The sequence below is a fragment of the Streptomyces sp. NPDC058955 genome (assembly GCF_042741435.1).
In the GTDB taxonomy this organism is placed as follows: Bacteria; Actinomycetota; Actinomycetes; order Streptomycetales; family Streptomycetaceae; genus Streptomyces.
The window spans coordinates 46,950-69,505 of sequence record NZ_JBHYKM010000004.1 but is presented as its reverse complement, the minus strand read 5'-3'; the positions used below and the strand labels follow the sequence as shown (position 1 = coordinate 69,505).

20 protein-coding genes and 2 tRNA genes are annotated in these 22,556 nt (G+C 71.5%); 15 read left to right on the top strand and 7 right to left on the bottom strand.

The features are described 5' to 3' along the window. Positions 1–533 precede the first annotated feature (533 nt). The 11 genes from dnaN to ACFW1I_RS03100 all read left to right on the top strand — a co-directional run bounded on the left by dnaN (position 534) and on the right by ACFW1I_RS03100 (position 14,088). Complete coding sequence (gene dnaN / locus ACFW1I_RS03150) at positions 534–1,664, top strand: DNA polymerase III subunit beta (RefSeq protein ID WP_031003097.1); 1,131 nt, start codon at positions 534–536, stop codon at positions 1,662–1,664. Positions 1,665–1,845: 181 nt separating this feature from the next. Continuing rightward, the gene (gene gnd / locus ACFW1I_RS03145; RefSeq protein ID WP_384665531.1) at positions 1,846–2,721 is read left to right on the top strand and encodes a phosphogluconate dehydrogenase (NAD(+)-dependent, decarboxylating); all 876 of its coding nucleotides are present in this window, start codon (positions 1,846–1,848) and stop codon (positions 2,719–2,721) included. A 59-nt stretch (positions 2,722–2,780) separates the two neighbouring features. Continuing rightward, positions 2,781–3,902, top strand: a complete 1,122-nt coding sequence (gene recF, locus ACFW1I_RS03140; RefSeq protein WP_384665530.1) for a DNA replication/repair protein RecF — start codon at positions 2,781–2,783, stop codon at positions 3,900–3,902. Then, positions 3,899–4,456 carry a DUF721 domain-containing protein gene (locus tag ACFW1I_RS03135; RefSeq protein ID WP_384665528.1) on the top strand — a complete coding sequence of 186 codons (558 nt, stop codon included), beginning with the start codon at positions 3,899–3,901 and terminating at the stop codon, positions 4,454–4,456. The genes recF and ACFW1I_RS03135 overlap by 4 nt, the downstream gene beginning before the upstream one ends. A 360-nt stretch (positions 4,457–4,816) precedes the next feature. Next, positions 4,817–6,847 (top strand): DNA topoisomerase (ATP-hydrolyzing) subunit B, encoded by a 2,031-nt coding sequence (gene gyrB, locus ACFW1I_RS03130; protein WP_384665526.1) that lies wholly within the window; start codon positions 4,817–4,819, stop codon positions 6,845–6,847. A 41-nt stretch (positions 6,848–6,888) separates the two neighbouring features. Continuing rightward, on the top strand, positions 6,889–9,483 hold the full coding sequence (gyrA, locus tag ACFW1I_RS03125) for a DNA gyrase subunit A (RefSeq protein WP_384665524.1): 2,595 nt from the start codon (positions 6,889–6,891) through the stop codon (positions 9,481–9,483). 105 nt (positions 9,484–9,588) lie between these two features. After that, complete coding sequence (locus tag ACFW1I_RS03120; protein ID WP_384665522.1) at positions 9,589–10,155, top strand: DUF3566 domain-containing protein; 567 nt, start codon at positions 9,589–9,591, stop codon at positions 10,153–10,155. Positions 10,156–10,278: 123 nt separating this feature from the next. Then, positions 10,279–10,352, top strand: a tRNA-Ile gene (locus ACFW1I_RS03115). Between the two features lie 148 nt (positions 10,353–10,500). After that, the gene (locus ACFW1I_RS03110; RefSeq protein ID WP_208809277.1) at positions 10,501–10,635 is read left to right on the top strand and encodes a DLW-39 family protein; all 135 of its coding nucleotides are present in this window, start codon (positions 10,501–10,503) and stop codon (positions 10,633–10,635) included. Positions 10,636–10,823: 188 nt separating this feature from the next. Continuing rightward, a complete protein-coding gene (locus ACFW1I_RS03105; RefSeq protein ID WP_384665521.1) occupies positions 10,824–12,734 on the top strand; it encodes a VWA domain-containing protein in 1,911 nt (636 codons plus the stop codon). A 22-nt stretch (positions 12,735–12,756) separates the two neighbouring features. Continuing rightward, a complete protein-coding gene (locus tag ACFW1I_RS03100; protein ID WP_384665519.1) occupies positions 12,757–14,088 on the top strand; it encodes a hypothetical protein in 1,332 nt (443 codons plus the stop codon). Positions 14,089–14,100: 12 nt separating this feature from the next. Here the strand turns inward: ACFW1I_RS03100 and ACFW1I_RS03095 are convergent, their stop codons facing one another. Beyond that, entirely contained in the window at positions 14,101–15,342 is a 1,242-nt protein-coding gene (locus ACFW1I_RS03095) for a serine/threonine-protein kinase (protein ID WP_384665517.1), read from the bottom strand. A gap of 52 nt (positions 15,343–15,394) precedes the next feature. Beyond that, a complete protein-coding gene (locus ACFW1I_RS03090) occupies positions 15,395–15,946 on the bottom strand; it encodes a DNA-binding protein (protein ID WP_030493753.1) in 552 nt (183 codons plus the stop codon). A gap of 128 nt (positions 15,947–16,074) precedes the next feature. On the opposite strand from ACFW1I_RS03090, the gene ACFW1I_RS03085 reads away from it, so the two are divergent. Continuing rightward, a tRNA-Ala gene (locus ACFW1I_RS03085) sits at positions 16,075–16,147 on the top strand. Between the two features lie 69 nt (positions 16,148–16,216). Here the strand turns inward: ACFW1I_RS03085 and ACFW1I_RS03080 are convergent. From ACFW1I_RS03080 to ACFW1I_RS03070, 3 genes are read right to left on the bottom strand one after another with little or no spacing between them, the layout of a single operon-like run. Then, positions 16,217–16,633, bottom strand: coding sequence for a hypothetical protein (locus tag ACFW1I_RS03080; RefSeq protein WP_384665515.1), 417 nt, complete (start codon positions 16,631–16,633; stop codon positions 16,217–16,219). Between the two features lie 31 nt (positions 16,634–16,664). Beyond that, on the bottom strand, positions 16,665–17,564 hold the full coding sequence (locus ACFW1I_RS03075) for an RNA polymerase sigma-70 factor (RefSeq protein WP_384665513.1): 900 nt from the start codon (positions 17,562–17,564) through the stop codon (positions 16,665–16,667). A gap of 46 nt (positions 17,565–17,610) precedes the next feature. Continuing rightward, on the bottom strand, positions 17,611–18,810 hold the full coding sequence (locus ACFW1I_RS03070; protein ID WP_384665512.1) for an NAD(P)/FAD-dependent oxidoreductase: 1,200 nt from the start codon (positions 18,808–18,810) through the stop codon (positions 17,611–17,613). Positions 18,811–19,118: 308 nt separating this feature from the next. On the opposite strand from ACFW1I_RS03070, the gene ACFW1I_RS03065 reads away from it, so the two are divergent. Continuing rightward, entirely contained in the window at positions 19,119–19,487 is a 369-nt protein-coding gene (locus ACFW1I_RS03065; RefSeq protein WP_384665510.1) for a DUF6344 domain-containing protein, read from the top strand. Positions 19,488–19,554: 67 nt separating this feature from the next. Here ACFW1I_RS03065 and ACFW1I_RS03060 read toward each other — a convergent pair whose 3' ends face one another. After that, positions 19,555–20,307, bottom strand: a complete 753-nt coding sequence (locus tag ACFW1I_RS03060) for a DUF5324 family protein (RefSeq protein WP_384665508.1) — start codon at positions 20,305–20,307, stop codon at positions 19,555–19,557. Between the two features lie 228 nt (positions 20,308–20,535). On the opposite strand from ACFW1I_RS03060, the gene ACFW1I_RS03055 reads away from it, so the two are divergent. Further along, positions 20,536–21,054, top strand: a complete 519-nt coding sequence (locus ACFW1I_RS03055) for a peptidylprolyl isomerase (RefSeq protein ID WP_384665671.1) — start codon at positions 20,536–20,538, stop codon at positions 21,052–21,054. Between the two features lie 23 nt (positions 21,055–21,077). Continuing rightward, positions 21,078–21,944, top strand: a complete 867-nt coding sequence (locus ACFW1I_RS03050) for a rhomboid family intramembrane serine protease (RefSeq protein ID WP_384665507.1) — start codon at positions 21,078–21,080, stop codon at positions 21,942–21,944. Positions 21,945–22,247: 303 nt separating this feature from the next. On the opposite strand, the gene crgA is transcribed toward ACFW1I_RS03050, so the two are convergent. Then, positions 22,248–22,502: a cell division protein CrgA gene (gene crgA, locus ACFW1I_RS03045; protein ID WP_384665505.1), complete on the bottom strand. Its 255-nt coding sequence runs from the start codon at positions 22,500–22,502 to the stop codon at positions 22,248–22,250. Positions 22,503–22,556 lie beyond the last annotated feature (54 nt).

Genomic DNA, 22,556 nt, shown 5'->3' with positions numbered 1-22,556 from the left:
TTCGTCCACAGGGGGTCGGAAGAGTTGTCCACCGGCTGCCCACAGGGACGGCCCGGTTGCCCACAGCTTCTCCACACCGCTGTCCACTGTTCGGCAACACAACACCCCCTCTCACCGGCCGGAGTGAAAGGCGTCACACCAAGGGAGACGTTTGGGCTGTGGGGAACCTGGGGAAAGCTGGGGACAGCACTGGGGAGAACTCCCCCTCGCCTGTGTATCGGGTGTGCAGAACTTTCGGGTGTCCACAGAGAGCGGTGGTTGTCCACCGGTTCCACCCACAGGGGCAGTGGACAAAAAACCGGTTCTGACCTGCGCAGACGGCGTTATCCACGGTTTCCACAGGCCCTACTACTACTTCCACTCATAGTTAGCCCGGGAATCGTTTTGAAGCGGGGCCTGTGCACAACTCGGGGCCGGAGCCCTGACGCGCTCTCGTCACGACTTGACCCCGAGCCGCACCGAGTGTCGGCGGCGTACGTCAGACTGGATCCCGCAGTCGACGAAGAGCCAGCAACAAGCAGGAGGCGGTTCCGGTGAAGATCCGGGTGGAGCGCGATGTACTCGCGGAGGCGGTGGCGTGGGTGGCCCGCAGCCTTCCGGCCCGTCCGCCGGCTCCCGTACTCGCGGGCCTTCTGCTGAAGGCCGAGGACGGCGCGCTGAGCTTCTCGAGCTTCGACTACGAGGTCTCCGCCCGCGTCTCCGTCGAGGCGGAGGTCGAGGAGGACGGCACCGTCCTCGTCTCCGGCCGCCTCCTCGCCGACATCTGCCGCGCCCTCCCCAACCGTCCGGTGGAGATCTCCACGGATGGTGTACGGGCGACCGTGGTCTGCGGCTCCTCCCGCTTCACCCTCCACACCCTCCCTGTGGAGGAGTACCCGGCGCTGCCGGAGATGCCCACCGCGACCGGCACCGTCCCCGGCGAGGTCTTCGCGGCCGCCGCCGCCCAGGTGGCCATCGCCGCCGGCCGCGACGACACGCTGCCCGTCCTCACCGGTGTGCGCATCGAGATCGAGGGCGACACGGTCACCCTGGCCTCCACCGACCGCTACCGCTTCGCGGTCCGCGAGTTCCTGTGGAAGCCGGAGTCCCCGGACGCCTCCGCGGTCGCCCTGGTGCCCGCCAAGACCCTCCTGGACACCGCGAAGGCGCTCACCAGCGGCGACACCGTCACGCTGGCGCTCTCCGGCTCCGGCAAGGGCGAGGGCCTCATCGGCTTCGAGGGCGCGGGCCGCCGCACCACCACCCGCCTCCTGGAGGGCGACCTCCCGAAGTACCGCACGCTCTTCCCCACCGAGTTCAACTCGGTCGCGGTGATCGAGACCGCCCCCTTCGTGGAGGCCGTCAAGCGCGTGGCCCTCGTCGCCGAGCGCAACACGCCCGTCCGGCTCAGCTTCGAGCAGGGCGTGCTCATCCTGGAGGCCGGCTCCAGCGACGACGCACAGGCTGTGGAGCGGGTCGACGCGCAGCTGGACGGCGACGACATCTCGATCGCCTTCAACCCGACCTTCCTGCTGGACGGCCTGAGCGCGATCGACTCCCCGGTCGCCCAGCTCTCCTTCACGACCTCCACCAAGCCCGCCCTGCTGAGCGGCCGCCCGGCCGTGGACGCGGAGGCGGACGACGCCTACAAGTACCTGATCATGCCGGTGCGGCTGAGCGGCTGACGCCCTCCGCCGGGGGTCCGGGGGTCGCCCCCCGGGTGGCGCGGCATGCCGGTGCGGCTGAGCGGCTGACCTGCGGGTGAGGGGTGTCGACTGAGCGGCTGACCCCACAGGTGTGCGGGCGGGTCCGGGCGTAGGCTCGGACCCGGGTAGGAACCGCACACGACGCTAAAGGAACACTCTGATGGAGCTCGGTCTCGTCGGTCTCGGCAAGATGGGCGGCAACATGCGCGAGCGCATCCGCCGCGCAGGCCACACCGTCATCGGATACGACCGCAACCCGGACCTCGCCGATGTCCACAGCCTCGAAGAGCTTGTGAGCAAGCTCAAGGGTCCGCGCGTCGTGTGGGTCATGGTCCCCGCCGGCGCGGCGACCCAGTCCACCATCGACGAGCTGGCGGAGCTGCTCTCCCCCGGCGACGTCGTCGTCGACGGTGGGAACTCCCGCTGGACCGACGACGAGAAGCACGCCGAGGAGCTCGCCGCCAAGGGCATTGGCTTCGTCGACTGCGGCGTCTCCGGCGGCGTCTGGGGCCTGGAGAACGGCTACGCCCTGATGTACGGCGGCGACGCCGAGAACGTGGCGAAGGTCCAGCCGATCTTCGACGCGCTCAAGCCCGAGGGCGAGTTCGGCTCGGTCCACGCGGGCAAGGTCGGCGCGGGCCACTTCGCGAAGATGGTCCACAACGGCATCGAGTACGCGATGATGCAGGCGTACGCCGAGGGCTGGGAGCTGCTGGAGAAGGTCGACTCCGTGGAGAACGTCCGCGAGATCTTCCGCTCCTGGCAGGAGGGCACGGTCATCCGTTCCTGGCTGCTGGACCTCGCGGTCAACGCCCTCGACGAGGACGAGCACCTGGACCAGCTGCGCGGCTACGCGTCGGACTCCGGCGAGGGCCGGTGGACCGTCGAGGCCGCCATCGACAACGCCGTACCGCTCCCGGCGATCACCGCGTCGCTGTTCGCGCGGTTCGCGTCCCGCCAGGACGACTCGCCGCAGATGAAGATGATCGCCGCGCTGCGCAACCAGTTCGGCGGCCACGCGGTCGAGAAGAAGTAGCAATCCACAGGCTGTGCACCACCCGGTGCACAGCGACCGGGGGAAGGCCGGCGCCCACCATGCACGTCACGCATCTCTCGCTGGCCGACTTCCGCTCGTACGCCCGGGCCGAGGTACCCCTCGACCCGGGCGTCACCGCGTTCGTGGGGGCGAACGGCCAGGGCAAGACCAACCTGGTCGAGGCCGTCGGCTATCTCGCCACGCTCGGCAGCCACCGCGTCGCCTCGGACGCCCCGCTGGTGCGGATGGGCGCCGAGCGGGCCGTCATCCGGGCCGCCGTCACCCAGGGCGAGCGCTCCCAGCTGGTCGAGCTGGAGCTCAACCCGGGCCGCGCCAACCGCGCCCGCATCAACAGGTCCTCGCAGGTCAGACCCCGTGACGTGCTCGGCATCGTGCGGACCGTGCTGTTCGCCCCCGAGGACCTGTCGCTGATCAAGGGCGACCCCGGCGAGCGCCGTCGCTTCCTCGACGACCTGATCACGGCGCGCGCGCCGCGCATGGCGGGCGTGCGCTCCGACTACGAGCGCGTGCTCAAGCAGCGGAACACCCTGCTGAAGTCCGCCGCGATGGCCCGCCGGCACGGCGGCCGCGGCATGGACCTCTCCACGCTCGACGTCTGGGACCAGCACCTGGCCCGGGCCGGCGCCGAGCTGCTCGCCCAGCGGCTCGACCTCGTCCACACCCTCCAGCCGCTCGCGGACAAGGCGTACGAACAGCTCGCGCCCGGCGGCGGACCGATTCTGCTGGAGTACCGTCCCTCCGCCCCCGGCACCGGGCAGACCCGCGAGGAGCTGTACGAGCAGCTGATCGCCGCCCTCGCGGAGGCCCGCAAGCAGGAGATCGAGCGCGGGGTCACCCTGGTCGGCCCGCACCGCGACGAGCTGCTGCTCCGCCTCGGCGACCTGCCGGCCAAGGGGTACGCGAGCCACGGCGAGTCCTGGTCGTACGCGCTGGCGCTCCGCCTCGCCTCGTACGACCTGCTGCGCTCCGAGGGCAACGAGCCGGTCCTCGTCCTGGACGACGTCTTCGCCGAGCTGGACGCCCGTCGGCGCGAGCGGCTGGCCGAGCTGGTGGCCCACGGCGAGCAGGTGCTGGTGACCGCGGCGGTCGACGACGACGTGCCGGACGTCCTGGCGGGGACGCGGTACGCGGTGAGCGGAGGGACGGTGGAGCGCGTATGAGCGGCACCGAGGAAACTTCCCCACAGCCTGTGGACAAGCCGGCGGCACCCGAGCCCTCGGGCGTGGACCTCGCCCGGGTCGCGCTGCGCGCCGCGAAGGAGCAGGCACGCGCGCGTGGGGCGGCCGCGCAGCAGAAGAAGCAGGCCCGGCGCGGCGGCGGCCTGCGCTCCGGCGCGCGCGCCGACGGGCGCGACCCGATGGCGCTCGGCGCCGCGATCAACCGGCTGCTCGCCGAGCGCGGCTGGGAGACGCCGGCGGCCGTCGGCGGGGTCATGGGCCGCTGGCCCCAGATCGTCGGCGAGGACCTGGCCAAGCACTGCGTACCGGTGAAGTACGAGGAGGAGCCGGACGCGCGCGTGCTGACGGTGCAGTGCGACTCGACGGCTTGGGCGACGCAGCTGCGGTTGCTGGCGCCGACGCTGGTCGCCCGGCTGAACGAGGACCTGGGGCACGGGACGGTTCGGCTGATCAAGGTGCTCGGGCCCGGCGGCCAGCGGCGGTACGGGCCTCTTCGGGCGCCCGGGTCCGTGGGGCCTGGGGATACGTACGGCTGAGCCGGTCCGGTGCGGGCGCTCGGGGTGCGGGTCCGAACAGTCGGGCGCCGTCGCGCGGGGGCTGTGCCCACCCGCCCCCAGACTCCGTCCGGGGGGACCCCCAGCCCTGCGGAACACCTGCCCACAGCCCGGTGCCACTGGCCGTCACGGCTCGAAGCGCTAGGTGGCCGTCAGGGGCCCCTGGAGACCCTGTCCGGATATGGGGAGTCGTCTCGGGGTCGCTCAGGGCGGCACATGCGCTTTCAGGTACCCGCAAACCCCCATGACTGTCGGCGGTACCGGTAGACTGGAAGACAATCCCGCCACACTGCGGAACTGTCGAACGACGCAGCCGGCTCCTCTATGCCCGGAGCACGGCCTGTGCTGTGCCAGAAAGGGCGCTTCGTGGCCGATTCCGGCAACCCCAACGAGAACAACCAGTACACCGCCAGCAACATCCAGGTCCTCGAGGGCCTGGATGCGGTGCGCAAGCGCCCCGGTATGTACATCGGCTCGACCGGCGAGCGCGGCCTGCACCACATGGTGCAGGAGGTCGTCGACAACTCGGTCGACGAGGCCCTGGCCGGCCACGCGGACACCATCGACGTGACGATCCTGGCCGACGGCGGCGTCCGCGTCGTCGACAACGGGCGTGGTATCCCCGTCGGCATCGTCGAGTCCGAGGGCAAGCCGGCCGTGGAGGTCGTGCTGACGGTCCTCCACGCGGGCGGCAAGTTCGGCGGCGGCGGCTACGCGGTCTCCGGCGGTCTGCACGGCGTCGGCGTCTCCGTCGTGAACGCCCTGTCCACGAAGGTCTCCGTCGAGATCAAGACGGACGGCCACCGCTGGACGCAGGACTACAAGATGGGTGCTCCCACCGCGCCCCTCGCCCAGCACGAGGAGACCTCCGAGACCGGCACCTCGGTCACGTTCTGGTCCGACCCGGACATCTTCGAGACGGTCGAGTACTCCTTCGAGACGCTCTCCCGCCGCTTCCAGGAGATGGCCTTCCTCAACAAGGGCCTGACGATCACGCTCACCGACGAGCGCGAGTCCGCCAAGGCCACGGTCGGCGCCGACGACCCGGACGCCGAGGCGGCCGCCGAGCCGGCCGCGCGCACGGTGACGTACCACTACGAGGGCGGCATCGTCGACTTCGTGAAGTACCTCAACTCGCGCAAGGGCGAGCTGATCAACCCGACCGTCATCGACATCGAGGCCGAGGACAAGGAGCGCCTGCTCTCCGCCGAGATCGCGATGCAGTGGAACTCGTCGTACAGCGAGGGCGTGTACTCCTTCGCCAACACGATCCACACCCATGAGGGCGGTACCCACGAGGAGGGCTTCCGCGCCGCGCTGACGACGCTCGTCAACAAGTACGCGCGCGAGAAGAAGCTGCTCCGCGAGAAGGACGACAACCTCACGGGCGACGACATCCGCGAGGGTCTGACCGCGATCATCTCGATCAAGATCGGCGAGCCGCAGTTCGAGGGCCAGACCAAGACCAAGCTCGGCAACACCGAGGCGAAGACCTTCGTCCAGAAGGTCGTCCACGAGCACCTGACGGACTGGTTCGACCGGAACCCGAACGAGGCCGCGGACATCGTCCGCAAGGGCATCACCGCCGCCACCGCGCGCGTGGCCGCCCGCAAGGCCCGCGACCTCACCCGCCGCAAGGGCCTCCTGGAGTCGGCCTCCCTCCCGGGCAAGCTCTCCGACTGCCAGTCGAACGACCCCACCAAGTGCGAGATCTTCATCGTCGAGGGTGACTCCGCCGGCGGCTCCGCCAAGTCCGGCCGGAACCCGATGTACCAGGCCATCCTGCCGATCCGCGGCAAGATCCTGAACGTCGAGAAGGCCCGCGTCGACAAGATCCTCCAGAACACCGAGGTCCAGGCGCTGATCTCGGCCTTCGGCACCGGGGTCCACGAGGACTTCGACATCGAGAAGCTCCGCTATCACAAGATCATCCTGATGGCGGACGCCGACGTCGACGGCCAGCACATCAACACCCTGCTGCTCACCTTCCTCTTCCGCTTCATGCGGCCGCTGATCGAGCACGGGCACGTGTACCTCTCCCGCCCGCCGCTCTACAAGATCAAGTGGGGCCGGGACGACTTCGAGTACGCGTACTCGGACCGCGAGCGCGACGCCCTGGTCGAGCTGGGCAAGCAGAACGGCAAGCGGATCAGGGAAGACTCGATCCAGCGCTTCAAGGGTCTCGGCGAGATGAACGCCGAGGAGCTGCGCGTCACCACCATGGACGTCGAGCACCGGGTGCTCGGCCAGGTCACCCTGGACGACGCCGCCCAGGCCGACGACCTGTTCTCGGTGCTGATGGGCGAGGACGTCGAGGCACGGCGCTCCTTCATCCAGCGCAACGCCAAGGACGTTCGCTTCCTCGACATCTGAGTCGGTCTCAGCTGACCGTACGAAAGGACTGACGACCAGCAATGGCCGACGAGAACCCCCCTGTGACCACCGAAGAAGAAGAGCCGGTGCTGCGCATCGAGCCCGTCGGGCTCGAGACCGAGATGCAGCGCTCGTACCTCGACTACGCGATGTCCGTCATCGTGTCCCGCGCGCTGCCCGACGTCCGGGACGGCCTCAAGCCCGTCCACCGGCGCGTGCTGTACGCGATGTACGACGGCGGCTACCGGCCCGAGAAGGGCTTCTACAAGTGCGCCCGCGTCGTCGGCGACGTCATGGGCACGTACCACCCGCACGGCGACTCCTCCATCTACGACGCGCTGGTCCGCCTGGCCCAGCCGTGGTCGATGCGGATGCCGCTCGTCGACTCCAACGGCAACTTCGGCTCCCCGGGCAACGACCCGGCCGCCGCCATGCGCTACACCGAGTGCAAGATGGCGCCGCTGTCGATGGAGATGGTCCGCGACATCGACGAGGAGACCGTCGACTTCACGGACAACTACGACGGCCGCAACCAGGAGCCGACGGTCCTCCCGGCCCGGTTCCCGAACCTCCTGGTCAACGGCTCCGCCGGCATCGCGGTCGGCATGGCCACCAACATCCCGCCGCACAACCTCCGCGAGGTCGCCGAGGGCGCCCAGTGGTACCTGGCGAACCCGGAGGCCGGTCACGAGGAGCTCCTCGACGCGCTCATCGAGCGCATCAAGGGCCCCGACTTCCCGACCGGCGCGCTCGTCGTCGGCCGCAAGGGCATCGAGGAGGCGTACCGCACCGGCCGCGGCTCCATCACGATGCGCGCGGTCGTCGAGGTCGAGGAGATCCAGAACCGCCAGTGCCTGGTGGTCACCGAGCTGCCCTACCAGGTCAACCCGGACAACCTCGCGCAGAAGATCGCCGACCTGGTGAAGGACGGCCGGATCGGCGGCATCGCCGACGTCCGCGACGAGACCTCGTCCCGGACCGGCCAGCGCCTGGTCATCGTGCTCAAGCGGGACGCGGTCGCCAAGGTCGTCCTCAACAACCTGTACAAGCACACCGACCTCCAGACGAACTTCGGCGCCAACATGCTGGCGCTCGTCGACGGCGTGCCGCGCACCCTCTCCCTGGACGCGTTCATCCGCCACTGGGTGACGCACCAGATCGAGGTCATCGTCCGCCGGACCAAGTTCCGGCTGCGCAAGGCCGAGGAGCGCGCCCACATCCTGCGCGGCCTCCTCAAGGCGCTCGACGCGATCGACGAGGTCATCGCCCTCATCCGCCGCAGCGAGACGGTCGAGGTCGCCCGCGAGGGCCTGATGGGCCTCCTCCAGATCGACGAGATCCAGGCCAACGCGATCCTGGAGATGCAGCTCCGCCGGCTCGCCGCCCTGGAGCGCCAGAAGATCCTCGCCGAGCACGACGAGCTCCAGGCGAAGATCAACGAGTACAACGCGATCCTCGCCTCGCCCGAGAAGCAGCGGGCCATCGTCAGCGAGGAACTGGCCGCGATCGTCGACAAGTTCGGCGACGACCGCCGCTCCAAGCTGGTGCCCTTCGACGGTGACATGTCCATCGAGGACCTGATCGCCGAGGAGGACATCGTCGTCACCATCACGCGTGGCGGCTATGTGAAGCGGACGAAGACCGAGGACTACCGCTCGCAGAAGCGCGGCGGCAAGGGCGTGCGCGGGACGAAGCTGAAGCAGGACGACATCGTCGACCACTTCTTCGTCTCCACCACCCACCACTGGCTGCTCTTCTTCACCAACAAGGGCCGGGTCTACCGCGCCAAGGCGTACGAGCTGCCGGACGCCGGCCGGGACGCCCGCGGCCAGCACGTGGCCAACCTGCTGGCCTTCCAGCCGGACGAGCAGATCGCCCAGATCCTGGCGATCCGCGACTACGAGGCCGCGCCGTACCTGGTCCTCGCCACCCGCTCCGGGCTGGTGAAGAAGACCGCGCTGAAGGACTACGACTCGCCGCGCTCCGGCGGTGTCATCGCCATCAACCTGCGGGAGCGGGAGGACGGCAGCGACGACGAGCTGATCGGCGCCGAGCTGGCCTCCGCCGAGGACGACCTGCTGCTCATCTCGAAGAAGGCGCAGTCGATCCGCTTCACGGCCACGGACGACGCGCTGCGTCCGATGGGACGCGCCACTTCGGGTGTGAAGGGCATGAGTTTCCGCGAGGACGACGAACTGCTCTCGATGAATGTCGTCCGGCCCGGTACGTTCGTCTTCACCGCGACCGACGGCGGGTACGCGAAGCGCACCCCCGTCGACGAGTACCGCGTCCAGGGCCGCGGCGGCCTCGGCATCAAGGCCGCCAAGATCGTGGAGGACCGCGGCTCGCTCGTGGGCGCGCTGGTGGTCGAGGAGACCGACGAGATCCTCGCCATCACGCTGTCCGGCGGTGTGATTCGTACGCGAGTCAACGAAGTCAGGGAGACCGGCCGTGACACCATGGGCGTCCAGCTGATCAACCTGGGCAAGCGCGATGCCGTCGTCGGCATCGCACGGAACGCCGAGGCCGGCAGCGAGGACGAAGAGGTCGACGACGCCGAGGGTGCCATCGAGGCAGCCGAGGCCGAGGCATCGGTCGAGGGCACGGAGCCTGCGGCCGGGGATCACGAGGAGTAGAGCGTGAGTGGAGCCACGGGCGCCGGATCGGCGGCTGCCGGAGCTTCTGCAGGTGCTGGAGCGAACGGCGCCCGTGGCTCGGCCACGGACTCCCAGGGGGTTGCGGTGACGGACACTCGGGGGCAGCAGCCCCCCTATCAGGGCTACAACGGCGCCCTGCCCGGCGAGCGCCCGGCGGCGCCCGCGGGAGGCGCCTACCACCCGCCGCGGGCCTATGACGGCCCGCAGGGCGGCGGCCACACCCAGGGCGGTCAGTCCGGCGCGGTGCGGCGGCCCCGGACGGGCGCGCGGACGACCCCGCGCACCCGCAAGGCGCGGCTGCGGGTGGCGAAGGCCGACCCGTGGTCGGTGATGAAGGTGAGCTTCCTGCTCTCCATCGCGCTGGGCATCTGCACGGTCGTCGCCGCGGCGGTGCTGTGGATGGTCATGGACGCCATGGGCGTCTTCTCGACGGTCGGCGGGACGATCAGCGAGGCGACGGGCTCCAACGAGTCCAACGGCTTCGACCTGCAGTCGTTCCTGTCGCTGCCGCGGGTCCTGATGTTCACCTCGGTGATCGCGGTGATCGACGTGGTCCTGATGACCGCGCTGGCGACCCTCGGCGCGTTCATCTACAACCTGTCCGCCGGCTTCGTCGGCGGCGTCGAGCTGACGCTGGCCGAGGACGAGTAGCCCGCGAGGGGCCGGTCCGCGCGCCCTTCGGGAGCCTCCGGCTCCGGGCGATTTTGGGACTGGCCCCCACGTGCGCTAATGTTCAGGAGTCAGCGCGACGGGAAACAAACCGAAAAGCGCGGCGGGGCTATAGCTCAGTTGGTTAGAGCGCATCCCTGATAAGGATGAGGCCACAGGTTCAAATCCTGTTAGCCCCACAGAAGTGATCGACCCGGACGGTTCCACCGTCCGGGTCGATCTCGTTGTGTGAGGTTTGGCGCTCGCACAGGTCACCGATCGGTATCGGTCGATGTGTAGAGTGGGCGTCAGGAAGTCTCCTACGTCAACGAAAGACGAGGTCGCGCGGTGAAGAAGCTGCTCCTGGTCGCACTGGCCGCCATCGGCGGGCTCCTCGTGTACCGCCAGATCCAGGCGGATCGCGCCGAGCAGGACCTGTGGACGGAGGCGACCGACTCGGTCCCGTCCGGTTCCGGTGTCTGAGACCCACCCCACTGAAACCGAGGGATCCCGGTCGCGCCTCGCGCGGCCGGGATCTCCGTTTTCCCGGGTCCCGCTCCCACCCGCTGTTCTCGGGTCGTGACACAAAGTCCTTGAATTCGCCTGAGCAAATCACTAGCTTGCAGTGGCAAAGTTGAGTGCTCGCGAACAAGGACGACCGGGGGGACACCGTGACCACAGGACGACGAAGGGCCGCGGCGGGAGGCGCGCTGGCCGGCGTACTCGCGCTGCTGCTCGGCCCGGCACCGCAGGCGGCGGCCGCGGAGGGCCCCGGCACCGCCCCCGGCGGCGCCCTGGTGATGGTCCTCGACTCCTCCGGCTCCATGGCCGACCCGGTGGGCGGTACGGGCACCGGCGGCCGTACGAGGATGGCGGCGGCCCGCGACGCCATCGGCACCGTCGTGGACGGCCTCCCCGACGGCCACCCCACCGGACTGCGCGTCTACGGCGCCGACAAGGCGAGCGGCTGCGACGACACCCGCCTCGCCCGGCCCGTCGCCCCGCTCGACCGGGCCGGGCTCAAGGCCGCCGTCGCCGCGCTCACGCCCAAGGGCGACACCCCCATCGGGCTCTCCCTCCGCAAGGCCGCCGAGGACCTGCCGAAGCCCGCCGGCGGCGCCCTCGCCACCCGGACGATCCTGCTGGTCTCCGACGGCGAGGACACCTGCGGCACCCCCGAGCCCTGCGAGGTCGCCGCCGACCTCGCCCGCCAGGGCGTCGGCCTGCGCATCGACACCGTCGGCTTCCAGGTCGCTGGCAAGGCCCGCGAGGAGCTCGAATGCGTCGCCGAGGCCGGCAACGGCCGCTACTACGACGCCCCCGACGCCGACGCGCTCGCCCGCCAGCTCCAGCGCGCGGCCCGGCTCTCCGCCGACGCCTACCGGCTCAGCGGCACGCCCGTACGCGGCACCCCCGGCCGCTCCGGGGCGCCGGACCTCGCCCCCGGGCAGTACCTCGACACCATCGGCCCCGGCGAGAAGCGCTACTACGCCACCACCCTCGACGCCGACTCCACCGCCCACTTCGCGGCCACCGCCGTCCCGCAGCCGGGCGCCGCCGTCGACACCGTCGACAAGCTCACCACCAGCCTCGTCTGGCTCTCCTCCATCGGCGACGAGGGCAGCTGCCAGACCCGCAGCGAGATCTTCCACCAGGACGAGGGCGCGGTCCCGCTCACCTCGTCCGTCGCCCGCATCCCCACCCAGACCCGGTACTCGGCCTGCGACCGGCCCGGCCGCTTCTGGCTGACCGTCGAGCGCACCAGCAAGCCCGGCTCGGACGCCGCCCGCTGGCCGCTGGAACTGCTCCTCGGCGTCGAGGAGCCGCTGCCGGCCGGGACCGTACCGGCCCAGTCGGAACCCGAGTACGGCGCCGGCGGACCCAAGGCCGCCGTGCCCGCCGGAGAGCCGCGGGAGGTCCGCGGCGGCACCGGCTTCAACGACGCCACGGAACTCTCCACCGGCGCCTGGCGCGACCGCCTGCTGCCCGCCCAGACCCGCTGGTACAAGGTGCCCGTCGGCTGGGGCCAGCAGCTGCGCTACGACGTCGAGTTCGGCAACGTGCCGGCCGTCACCGGCCTCGTGGGACCGGTCCACTCCTACGGCGGCACCGAGGTGTACACCCCCGCCCGGCAGCCGGTCGGCACCGGCACCGGCGTCTTCGACTCGCGGACCCTGTACACGGGCAAGCCGGCCGAACTGCGCATGGGCACCGTCCCGGTCGCCTGGACCAACCGCTACGAGCCGGACCCGAACGTGACCGCCGTCCACCTCCCCGGCAGCCACTACATCGCCGTCACCCTCGGCGCCGACGCCGCCCGGATCCCCGGCGACCCCGAGATCGGCTTCGTCCTGCGGGTCACGGTCCTGGGCGAGGAGAAGGCCGGACCCGAGCACCACGCGCGCGTGGCGGACCCCAAGGCCCCCGCGGACCCGGGTGAATCCGCCCCCGGTGCGGACACCGGAGGCACGAGCGGGGCAGGATGGTCCGGCACGACGGCCCTGGCGGCCGGCGGCGGGGCGCTCCTCCTGCTCACGGGGGTCCTCCTCGGCGTCCGGCGGGCCCGGGGCAGGGCGCGGTGACGGACACGACGAGGAGAAGCGCGTGAGCACGCAGGCGGGGGCCACGGCCGGGGACGGGACCGGACGCCGGGGGAGGAGCGCGGCCAGGACGCGGAAGGCCGCGGCGCTCCTCACGGCCGCCGCCGCGGTGGGCACGCTCACCGCGCTGCCCGCGGCGGCCGCCGAGGACGCCCCCCTGCCCGCGTACGCCTTCGACCCCTCGGGGCAGCGGATCCAGGGCGCCGCCTCCAGCGCCGACGCCGTCGCCCTGGAGCCCGGCAAGACCTACCGGGACACCCTCAAGAAGGACGGCGCGGTCTACTACCGGCTCAACCTGGACACCACGAAGAACTCGTACGTCTCCGCCGTCGCCGTCCCCAAGCCGGGCGGCAAGGCCGAGTACGGCGACGGCTTCCGGATCGAGATCCAGGACGGCTCCGGCAACCGATGCGGCTACCAGGAGGTCAACTTCGCCACCGGCGACCACGTCCGGCCGCTGACCGGCTACGCCCGCCGGATGGTCCACCCGGACCTCTCCCAGTGCCAGGACGCCGGCACGTACTACGTGCTCGTCGAGCGCGAGTCGGACGCCACCTCCACCCCGGACGACTGGGAGCTGGAGCTCCAGCACGTCACCGAGCCGTTGTTGAAGAAGAACGGCCCGGACAAGCTGCCCGAGTCCTGGCCCTCCGGGACGCCCGCGCCGCCCGCCGGCGGGCCGCAGGTCCGGGAGGGCGGGGCCGGGTTCCACACCGCCGTCTCGCTGAAGGAGGGCGAGTGGCGGGCGGACATCCGGCCCGGCCAGACGCTCTTCTGGCGGGTGCCGGTCGACTGGGGCCAGCAGCTCTTCGCCACCGCCGAGCTCGGCAGCAGCAACGCGGGCGACGAGCTGGTGAGCAACGCGCTCGCCCTCGGCCTCGACAACCCGGCGCGCGGCTTCGTCGACCTCCAGACCGTCAGCTACAGCGGCAAGCCGGCCACCGCGGCCCTCGCCCCGCAGCGGCCGGTCGCCCACGCCAACCGCTCCTCGTACGAGAGCGCCACGACCGCCGTGCAGTTCGCCGGCTGGTACTACCTCACCGCCACGCTCAGCCCCGAGATCGCCGAGGAGTACGCCGACACGGCCCTGCCGCTGATCCTGCGGGTCAACGTCAGGGGCGAGAAGACGCCCGCGCCCGACTACGACGCGGACCCGGGCATCTTCCAGGTGACCGGCGAGGACCGGGACGCGGCGGCGAGCGGCGCGAGCGGCGCCGCGGCGGCCGACGGGAACACCCTGATGGTGGCCCTCGCCGCGGGTGGCCTCGGGCTCGGCACCGTCCTGCTCGTCGGCCTCGGCGCCTGGACCCTGCTGGCCCGCCGGGCGGCCCGCTGACCTGTACCCGGGTCAGATCCGCGTCAGCGCCCAGAAGCCGACCGCCAGCGACACCAGCGCGAGCAGCAGCACCGGGACCGCCACCTTCGGGGGCGGTCCCGGACGTCGTCCGGGGAGCGCCTGCGGTTGCGTGGGCGCCTGGACGGGCGCGGCGGTGTAGGGATGCGTCGCGGGGAGCGGCGCGGGCCGCGTGACCGGCGGGGGCAGGTGGAAGCTGCCCGTCTCGGAGGGCCCGGGCACCGGCTGGTACTGCTCCTGGTAGGGCTGTCCGTACGTCAGCGGGGCCGGCGCGGGCGGCGCGGCGGCCGGGACCGGGGGCGCCGGAGGGGCGTCCTGGACCGGGGGCGCCGGCGGGGTGTCCTGGACCGGGCGGGCGACCGGCCCCTCGGGGCCGAAACCGGCGGGCAGCGGGCCGAGCTGGTCGAAGATCTCGACCGGCTCCTCGCCGCCCTCCGGCTCGGGCAGCATCTCCGCGGCCGCGTTCAGCGCCTTCCGCGCGCCCGTGGCCGTCCGGAAGCGGGCCTGCGGATCGGGCTGCAGCAGCCCGGCCAGGACCTGCCACAGCGGCTCGGGGACGGTCGCGGGCGCCGGCGGGGTGCCGTGCGTCAGGAAGTGCTCCATGAGGGCCTGCGAGTCCGGGCGGGTGCCGTGCAGCAGATAGAGCGCGACCAGGCCGACCGCGTACAGGTCCGCCGTGAAGTCGGGCTCGACGCCGAGCAGTTGCTCGGGCGCGAAGTAACCGGGCGTGCCCACCACGAAGTTGGTCTCGGTGAGCCGGGGTTCGCCCTTGCGCATCGAGATGCCGAAGTCCGAGAGCCGCAGATGCGGACGGCCCGTACCGGTCGCCTCCATCAGGATGTTGGCCGGCTTGATGTCCCGGTGGACGACCCCCTCCGCGTGCACCGTCGCCAGGCCGGACAGCAGCTGGTCGAGGAGGGTGCAGACATAGCGGGGCGGCAGCGGCCCGTAGTCGCCGATGACATGGGCGAGCGAGCCGCCGGCGACCAGGTCCATCGTGAAGAGGACCTGGTCGTCGTCGGCGGCCCAGCTGGCCGGGGCCAGCACGTGCGGATGGTCGATCCGCAGCGCCTGCTCGCGGACGAAGCGGAGCAGCGTGTGCGCGTCGCTCTGCTGGAGCACCTTGGCCGCCACGTAGCGGCGGCGCCGGTGGTCCCAGGCGCGCCAGACCGCGCCGGCCCCGCCCCGCCCGATCGGATCGATCAGCTCGTACCTGCCGGCGAAGACCTCACCCATCGCGCTGCGCCCGCTCCCCGTCCGTCGTCCGTCGTCAGTCGTGCGTGCCGTGTCAGTTCTGGTGCGACTCGTAGTGGGCGACCGCGTCGGCGGTGCGCCCGGCGCCGTACACCCGGAGGAACTCTGCCAGTTCCGGGTGGTGCGGGGCGAGGGAGTCGGCGGCGTCGATGATGTCGCCCGCGGCGGCCACGGAGCGCAACAGCGACTGGATCTCGCGGACCACGCGGCGCACGGTCGGGGCGCCGGATCCGTTGGCGGTCTGCCCGCTGGTGCCCGTGAGGACGGAGCCGCCCTGGGACTTCTTGATCTCGTCCATGCGGTCGGTGGCCTCGGCGGCGCTGACGCTGCCGTCGGCGACCTGCACGGCGAGCTCTTGGAGCGCCTGGACGCGCTGGACCACGGCCGGGTTGCCGATCTTGGCACGCTGGCCGCTCATGAGCTGGGACAGCATGGGCGCGGAGAGCCCGAGCACCCCGGCCAGCCTGGCCTGGTTGAGCCCGAGATCGTCGATCAGCCGACGGAAGAGCGCCCCCAGCGGCTCCCCGTACCAACTGCGCTGAAGCTCTCTGGCTCTTGCCGTGGCTTCCTGCTGCGCTGCGTCCATCAGTTCTCCCCATCCCTGCGGTTCGCCACTGCGAACCTCGGTCAGCATCTTACGGAGCGTGGTCGTTCATCGGGAGACCCCACCTTTTGCCCGGGACAGGGGGAGAACCGGTACGCTGTCCTCGTTCCGGGGCCTTAGCTCAGTTGGTAGAGCGCTGTCTTTGCATGGCAGATGTCAGGGGTTCGACTCCCCTAGGCTCCACCGGACGAGGAAGCCCCTCCGACCTGCGGAAACGCAGAGCGGAGGGGCTTCTCGCTGTCAGGGGGCCGGTCAGGGGGCCGGTCGGCGGGCGGGCGCGGGTCCGGTGGTGAGGGCGCGGGCGAGGTCCAGGCTGCTGAGGACCACCATCACGACGCCCAGCGGCACGTGGAAGGCCGGCAGGCGGGCGATGCCCAGGGCGACCTGGACCGAGGCGAGGACCAGCAGCACGGAGGCGTACAGGATCGGGCGGGGGCTGCCGCCGCCCGGGCGCCAGGCCACCACCGCGGCGATCACGTACAGCATCGAGGCGGCGTACATCACCGGGGAGCCGACGTGGTGGAGGAGGCCGCCCGTCGGGGAGACGAGCAGGGCTCCCGCCGTGCCCGCCTGGAAGAACAGGGCCAGGGTCTGGAGGGCGACCGCCGCTCTGAGGGCGCTGCTGTGGGCGGTGCCGGCTCGCGCCGCCGCCAGGGTCCGTCCGGGCATCTCGGGGTCCTTTCCCGCGTGGGGGTGGGCGTCAGCGGAGGGTGAGGGAGGTCTCGGCCATGACGTGGGTGAGCTTCTCGGGGTTGCGCACGTAGTAGAGGCCGCTGATCCGGCCGCCCTCGACGCGCAGCGCCATCACGCCGTCCAGCTCGCCGTCGACGAGCACGGCGAGCGCCGGGGCGCCGTTGACGACGGTGGGCTTGGTGGTGACCGTGACGTCGGCCTTGAGGGAGCCGCCGAGGTAGAAGCGGGTGACCTTGTCGGCGCCGACGACCGGGCGGAGCGCGGCCCTCTTGATCCCGCCGCCGTCGCTGACGAGGACGACGTCGGGGGCGAGCAGGTCCAGGAAGTCCTGCGGGTCGCGGGTTTCGAGGGCCCGCCGGAAGGAGTCCACGACCGCCCGCGCCTCCCGAGCGGAGACCGTGGTGCGGGGGCGGCGGGCGTCGACGTGCTTGCGGGCGCGGTGCGCGATCTGGCGGACGGCGGCCGGGGTCTTGTCGACGGCCGCCGCGATCTCGTCGTACCCCACGTCGAAGACCTCGCGCAGGACGAAGACGGCCCGCTCGGTCGGGGTGAGGGTCTCCAGGACCAGCATCATCGCCATCGACACGGACTCGGTGAGCTCGACGTCCTCGGCCACGTCCGGCGCCGTGAGCAGCGGTTCGGGCAGCCACTGGCCGACGTACGCCTCCCGGCGGCGCTGCACCGTGCGGAGCCGGTTGAGCGCCTGCCGGGTGGTGATGCGGACGAGGTACGCCCGCTGGTCGCGGACCTGCTCCAGGTCGACGCCGGTCCAGCGGAGCCAGGTCTCCTGGAGGACGTCCTCGGCGTCGGCGGCCGAGCCGAGCATCTCGTAGGCCACCGTGAAGAGCAGGTTCCGGTGGGCGACGAAGGTCTCGGTCGCCGGGTCCGTGCTGTGCGCGCTGGTCATGCTGCGGTCTTCTCCCCGTCGTCGGTGTGCGGTGCGGTCCCGCCGGTCAGGCCACGTGCTCCGGGGCGTCCGCGGCGCGGACCGCGCGCTCCCGCAGCCGCTGCGGCCGGTGCTTGCCGTCCTTGGGCCAGGAGTGCGCACCGGGCTTGTGGGCCTCCTCCGTCAGGTGCTTGACGCTGAGCGTGCAGGCGATCTCCTTGAGCTTCGCCCCCGCACGCCCGCCGACGTAGAGTGCCATCGCCCGGTCGTCCTTGTGTGCGATCTGGAAGATCGCGGTGCGACGCCCGAAGCTGAGGCACATCGCGTTGAACGCCATGTCCACGGGCTCGGGCCGGGTGCCGGCGATCCGGGCCAGCACGGTGTCGGCGGCGTGCGCGCCGAGGCAGCCGGCGACGTAGGCGCTCATCCGGAACGGCAGGTCCGAGGGGGCCGAGCAGTCCCCGGCCGCGACGATCCGCTCGTCGTCGACGCTGGTGAGGGTCTCGTCGGTGAGCAGCCGCCCGGTGGCGTCGGTGGTCAGCCCGCTGCGCGCGGCCAGGTCGGGGACGCCGAAGCCGGCGGTCCAGACGGCGAGTCCGCCGGTCACCGTGCGGCCGTCGGCGAGGTGGACGCTGTCCGCGGTCATCCCGGTGACCTTGGTGCCGGGGCCGTCGAGCACGGTGACCCCGAGGGCGGCGAACCGCCGGGCGGCCGAGCGCCGCGCCCGGGGGTGCAGATAGGGGCCGAGGGTCCCGCCGCAGACCAGCGTCACCGGGCGGCCGCCCTCGGCGAGTTCGGCGGCGGTCTCGATGCCGGTCGGGCCGGCGCCGACGACGGTGACCGGGACGCCGGCGGGCAGCGCCGCGGCGGCGGTCCGCAGCCGCTCGGCCGCCTCCAGTTCGGCGACGTGGTGGGCGTGTTCGGCGACGCCGGGGACCGCGGGCCGGGCGACCGTGCTGCCGACCGCGTAGATCAGGTGGTCGTAGCCGACCGTGGCGCCGGACTCCAGGGTCACCACGCGCGCGTGGGCGTCGATCCGGGCCACCGCGTCGACCACCAGCCGGACGCGCTCGGCCAGCACCTCCTCGTACCGGACGACCGCGGGGTGGCTGCCGCCGACCAGCTGGTGGAGGCGGAGCCGGGGGACGAACGACGGACGGGGGTTGATCACCGTCACGGTCACGTCGTCGCGCCGGGTGAGTCGGTTGGCCGCCATGACACCGGCGTACCCGCCGCCGATCACGACCACTTCGGTGTTCCCGCCCATGGTGTCTCCTCCGTCTGCCCCGTCTTCAGGGGTTCGACCTCAAGACACCGCAGGGTCGTCGCCTGTGACGTGGATGTGACGTGGATCACCAGAGAGGGGTGGGAAAGGGGCTGTGTGGGCCGGACGGGTGGTGTTCATCGGAAGAACTGCGCGGGTGCGGCGTCGCTCCGCCGAATCCGGGGCCCGGTACAGATCATGAGGAAGGTATGAAAAGCGCGCAACCCGAAATGAACCATCCGGGAAGCGCGCATATCGCCCTCGTCTCCGTACGACCCCGGAGAACACCGCACACACGAAAGTGAGGGGCCATGGCCACCGCCAAGGTCAAGCAGTTCTGGACCGCCTTCATCTCCGTCCTCTTCGCCCTGCTCGCCTCCGTCGGCCTGGCGGCCCCCGCCGCCGCCCAGGGCCAGGCCCCGGTGACCCAGCCCGAGGAGCCGGCCGCCCCCGCCGCCGCCCCGGCCACCGCCGCCGAGCGCACCGCGACCGTCGTGACACAGCGGCAGGCCGAACCGTGGGCGCCCGTCCGGCAGGGCTCGCTGCCGCCCACCATCAAGCAGCGGATCGGCGCCGAGGCGCACGGCTCCTCGCCCTCCGTCCGGCAGCTGCGCCCCGCCACGCCGCTCGCGGGCGACCCGGCCGCGCTGGCCGACCTGGCGCTCGCGACGGCCGCCTAGGGTGCCGGGAGAGCACAGCTCCCTCCCGGCACCCCAGCCCGCCCGGAACGGACGGAACGGCTCCAGGTCAGCGGCGCTCGTCGGGCTCCGTGGACTCGGTCTCCGTCTCCGCCTCGATCCCGGACACGGTCCCGGTCTCGACCTCCACGTCGCTCCCGGACTCCGTGACCACGCTCGTACCGGCCTCGGCCTCCGCGCCCGTGTAGACCTCCGACGCGGACGGCATGCCCGAGCCCTCGTCCACCTCCGTGGGAGCCGGCGGCTCGACCAGCCAGTCGGGGTTGGCCTGCCTGTCCCACCACTTCCAGGCGACGATCACGCCGCCGACCAGCACGCCGATCACGGCGAGCCCCTTGACCAGACGCCCGGCCCTGGCCCGGCGCTCATGCTTCCTCACGATCTTCCGGACGTCGTCCGGCGTCACCTGACCGCGCAGCGCGGCCCAGGCGGCAGTGGAACGCGACCCGGCCTCCTCCAGGACGGGACCGGTCGCGGCGACCGCGTGCTCGACACGCGGAACGGTGTAGTCGGTCACCTGATGGGCGACCGAGCGGGTCCGGGCCGCAGCGCGCTGCGCGGCTTCGTCGACCCGCGGCGGCACGTGCGGCGCCACATGCGCCGCGTACTGCACACGGGCCTGCGCGCGCGCCTGACGAGCGGCGCTCGACACCTTGGGTGCGATCCGCACCCGCGCCTCGTGCGCATAGTGCGCGGCCTGGTCCTTGGCCGTGCCAGCGTACGGCGCCACCACGTCCGCGGCGTGCAGGACGCTTTCCTTCGCCGAATCCGTAGCGGCGCGCACGCTGTCCATGCGAGTCACGGGTTCCTCCTCCTCGGTGGCGAGCGATGTCGGTTTTTCACCTTTCCATCCTTTTCGGCATCATGCCTGCCGGAGCGAGGTCCGGCATGCGGGGCGGGCATCCGGGGCATGCGAGGCATGCGGGCGGGCCGGCCGGGGCATGCGAGGATCGACTCGCCAGAGCCGCCGGAGCGTGAGGCGATCCGTTCCGCGGCGTGACGCACGATCAGGGAGGGGCGGACCGTGGCGATGCCGTACGCGATCCTCAAGACCAGCGCGGGCGACATCGAGGTGCGCCTGCTGCCGTTCCACGCGCCGAAGACGGTGCGCAACTTCGTCGAGCTCGCCTCGGGCGAGCGCGAGTGGACCCACCCGGGCACCGGCCGGGTCTCCTCGGACCCGCTCTACGACGGCACGGTCTTCCACCGCGTCATCGGCGACTTCATGATCCAGGGCGGCGATCCGCTGGGCACCGGCACCGGTGGCCCCGGATACGAGTTCGCGGACGAGTTCCACCCCGAGCTGTGGTTCGACCGGCCGTACCTGCTGGCGATGGCCAACGCGGGGCCGGGGACCAACGGCTCGCAGTTCTTCATCACGGTGGGCCCGGCGACCTGGCTGAACCGCAAGCACACCATCTTCGGCGAGGTCGTGGACCCGAAGAGCCGGGCGGTCGTGGACGCCGTCGCGGCGGTCCCCACCGACGCGCAGACCCAGCGGCCGCTGCAGGACGTGGTGGTCGAGTCCGTGGTGATCGAGCAGCGCTGACCGGGAAGGACGGGACCCCGCCCATGGACGCGCAGGCCGGACTCCAGCCCTGCTACCGCCACCCGGGCACCGAGACGGGCATCCGCTGCACCCGCTGCGAGAAGCCCATCTGCCCGCAGTGCATGATCTCGGCCTCGGTCGGCTTCCAGTGCCCCGACTGCGTCCGCAGCGGCTCCGGCACCGGGCACGCGGCCGACGCGAACCAGCCGAGGACGCTGGCCGGCGGCCGGGTCAGGACCGACGACCGGCTGGTCACCAAGGTCCTCATCGGGATCATCGTGGCCGTCTACGTCCCGGTGCTGGTCCTCGGCGACCGGTTCGTGGACGAGCTGGTGCTGATCGGGTACGCGTACAACCCGCTGCTCGGCGAGGTCGTGGGCGTCGCGGACGGCGAGTGGTACCGCCTCCTCACCGCCACGGTCCTGCACCGGGAGCCCTGGCACATCCTCTTCAACCTGCTGGGCCTGTGGGTGATCGGCGGGATCGTCGAGCCCGAGCTGGGCCGGTCCCGGTACGCGCTGCTGTGCCTGCTCTCCGGCCTGTCCGGCTCGGTCCTCGCCTACGCGGTCGCCGCACCGAACCAGCCCTCGCTGGGGGCCTCGGGGATCGTCTACGGGCTGATCGGCGCGTGGGCGATGCTGGACCGGCGGCTGCGCCACGACATGCGGCCGGTGGTCCTCTTCATCGCCTTCTCCCTGGTGATGACATTCACCCGTCCGGGGATCTCCTGGGAGGCGCACATCGGTGGACTGGTGGGGGGAGCGCTGGTGGCGTACGCGTTCCTGCACGCGCCGCGGGCCCACCGGAGGGCGGTGCAGTACGGCGCCTGTGGACTGCTGCTGCTGATCGACGTGGCCGCCGTGATGGCCAGGACCGCGGCGCTCACCTGAGCGCGGGTGGCTGTGGACGAGCTGGGGAGAAGAGCTTTCCCCAGAGTTATCCACAGTGTGCGGTGGGTTCTCCCCATGCCCCTGGGTGTGACGGAGCCCCCTGCCTCTGACCTGGGATTTCTCCCGGGAGGCAGGGGGCTTCAGTCTGTTCTGAGGCGATCCTCGCGGTCATACCGGCGTCAACCCGGTGCGAGTTATCCACAGATCTTCGTAAGTTATCCAGTGCTGTGCACAACGCTGTGGATAAACTCAGGGGTGAGCTTGACGGCGGACGGGCGGACCCGCTACGCGCCGCTAAGGGGCTCACTTCCACTGCGTGGAGACACCGAACCCGGCGGCGATGAAACCGAAGCCGACCACGATGTTCCAGTTCCGGATCGACTCGATCGGAAGCGAACCGTCGGTGACGTAGAAGACCACGATCCACACCAGGCCGATGGCGAACAGCGCCAGCATCACCGGAGCGACCCAGCTGCGGTTCGTCAGCTTGATGTTGGCGGCCTGCTTCGCCGCCGGCGGCGTGTAGTCGGCCTTCTTGCGGATCCGTGACTTCGGCACGAGGGACTCTCCTGTCGATGCGCTGCGTGACCGCGCAGGGAACTGTGGCTGTCG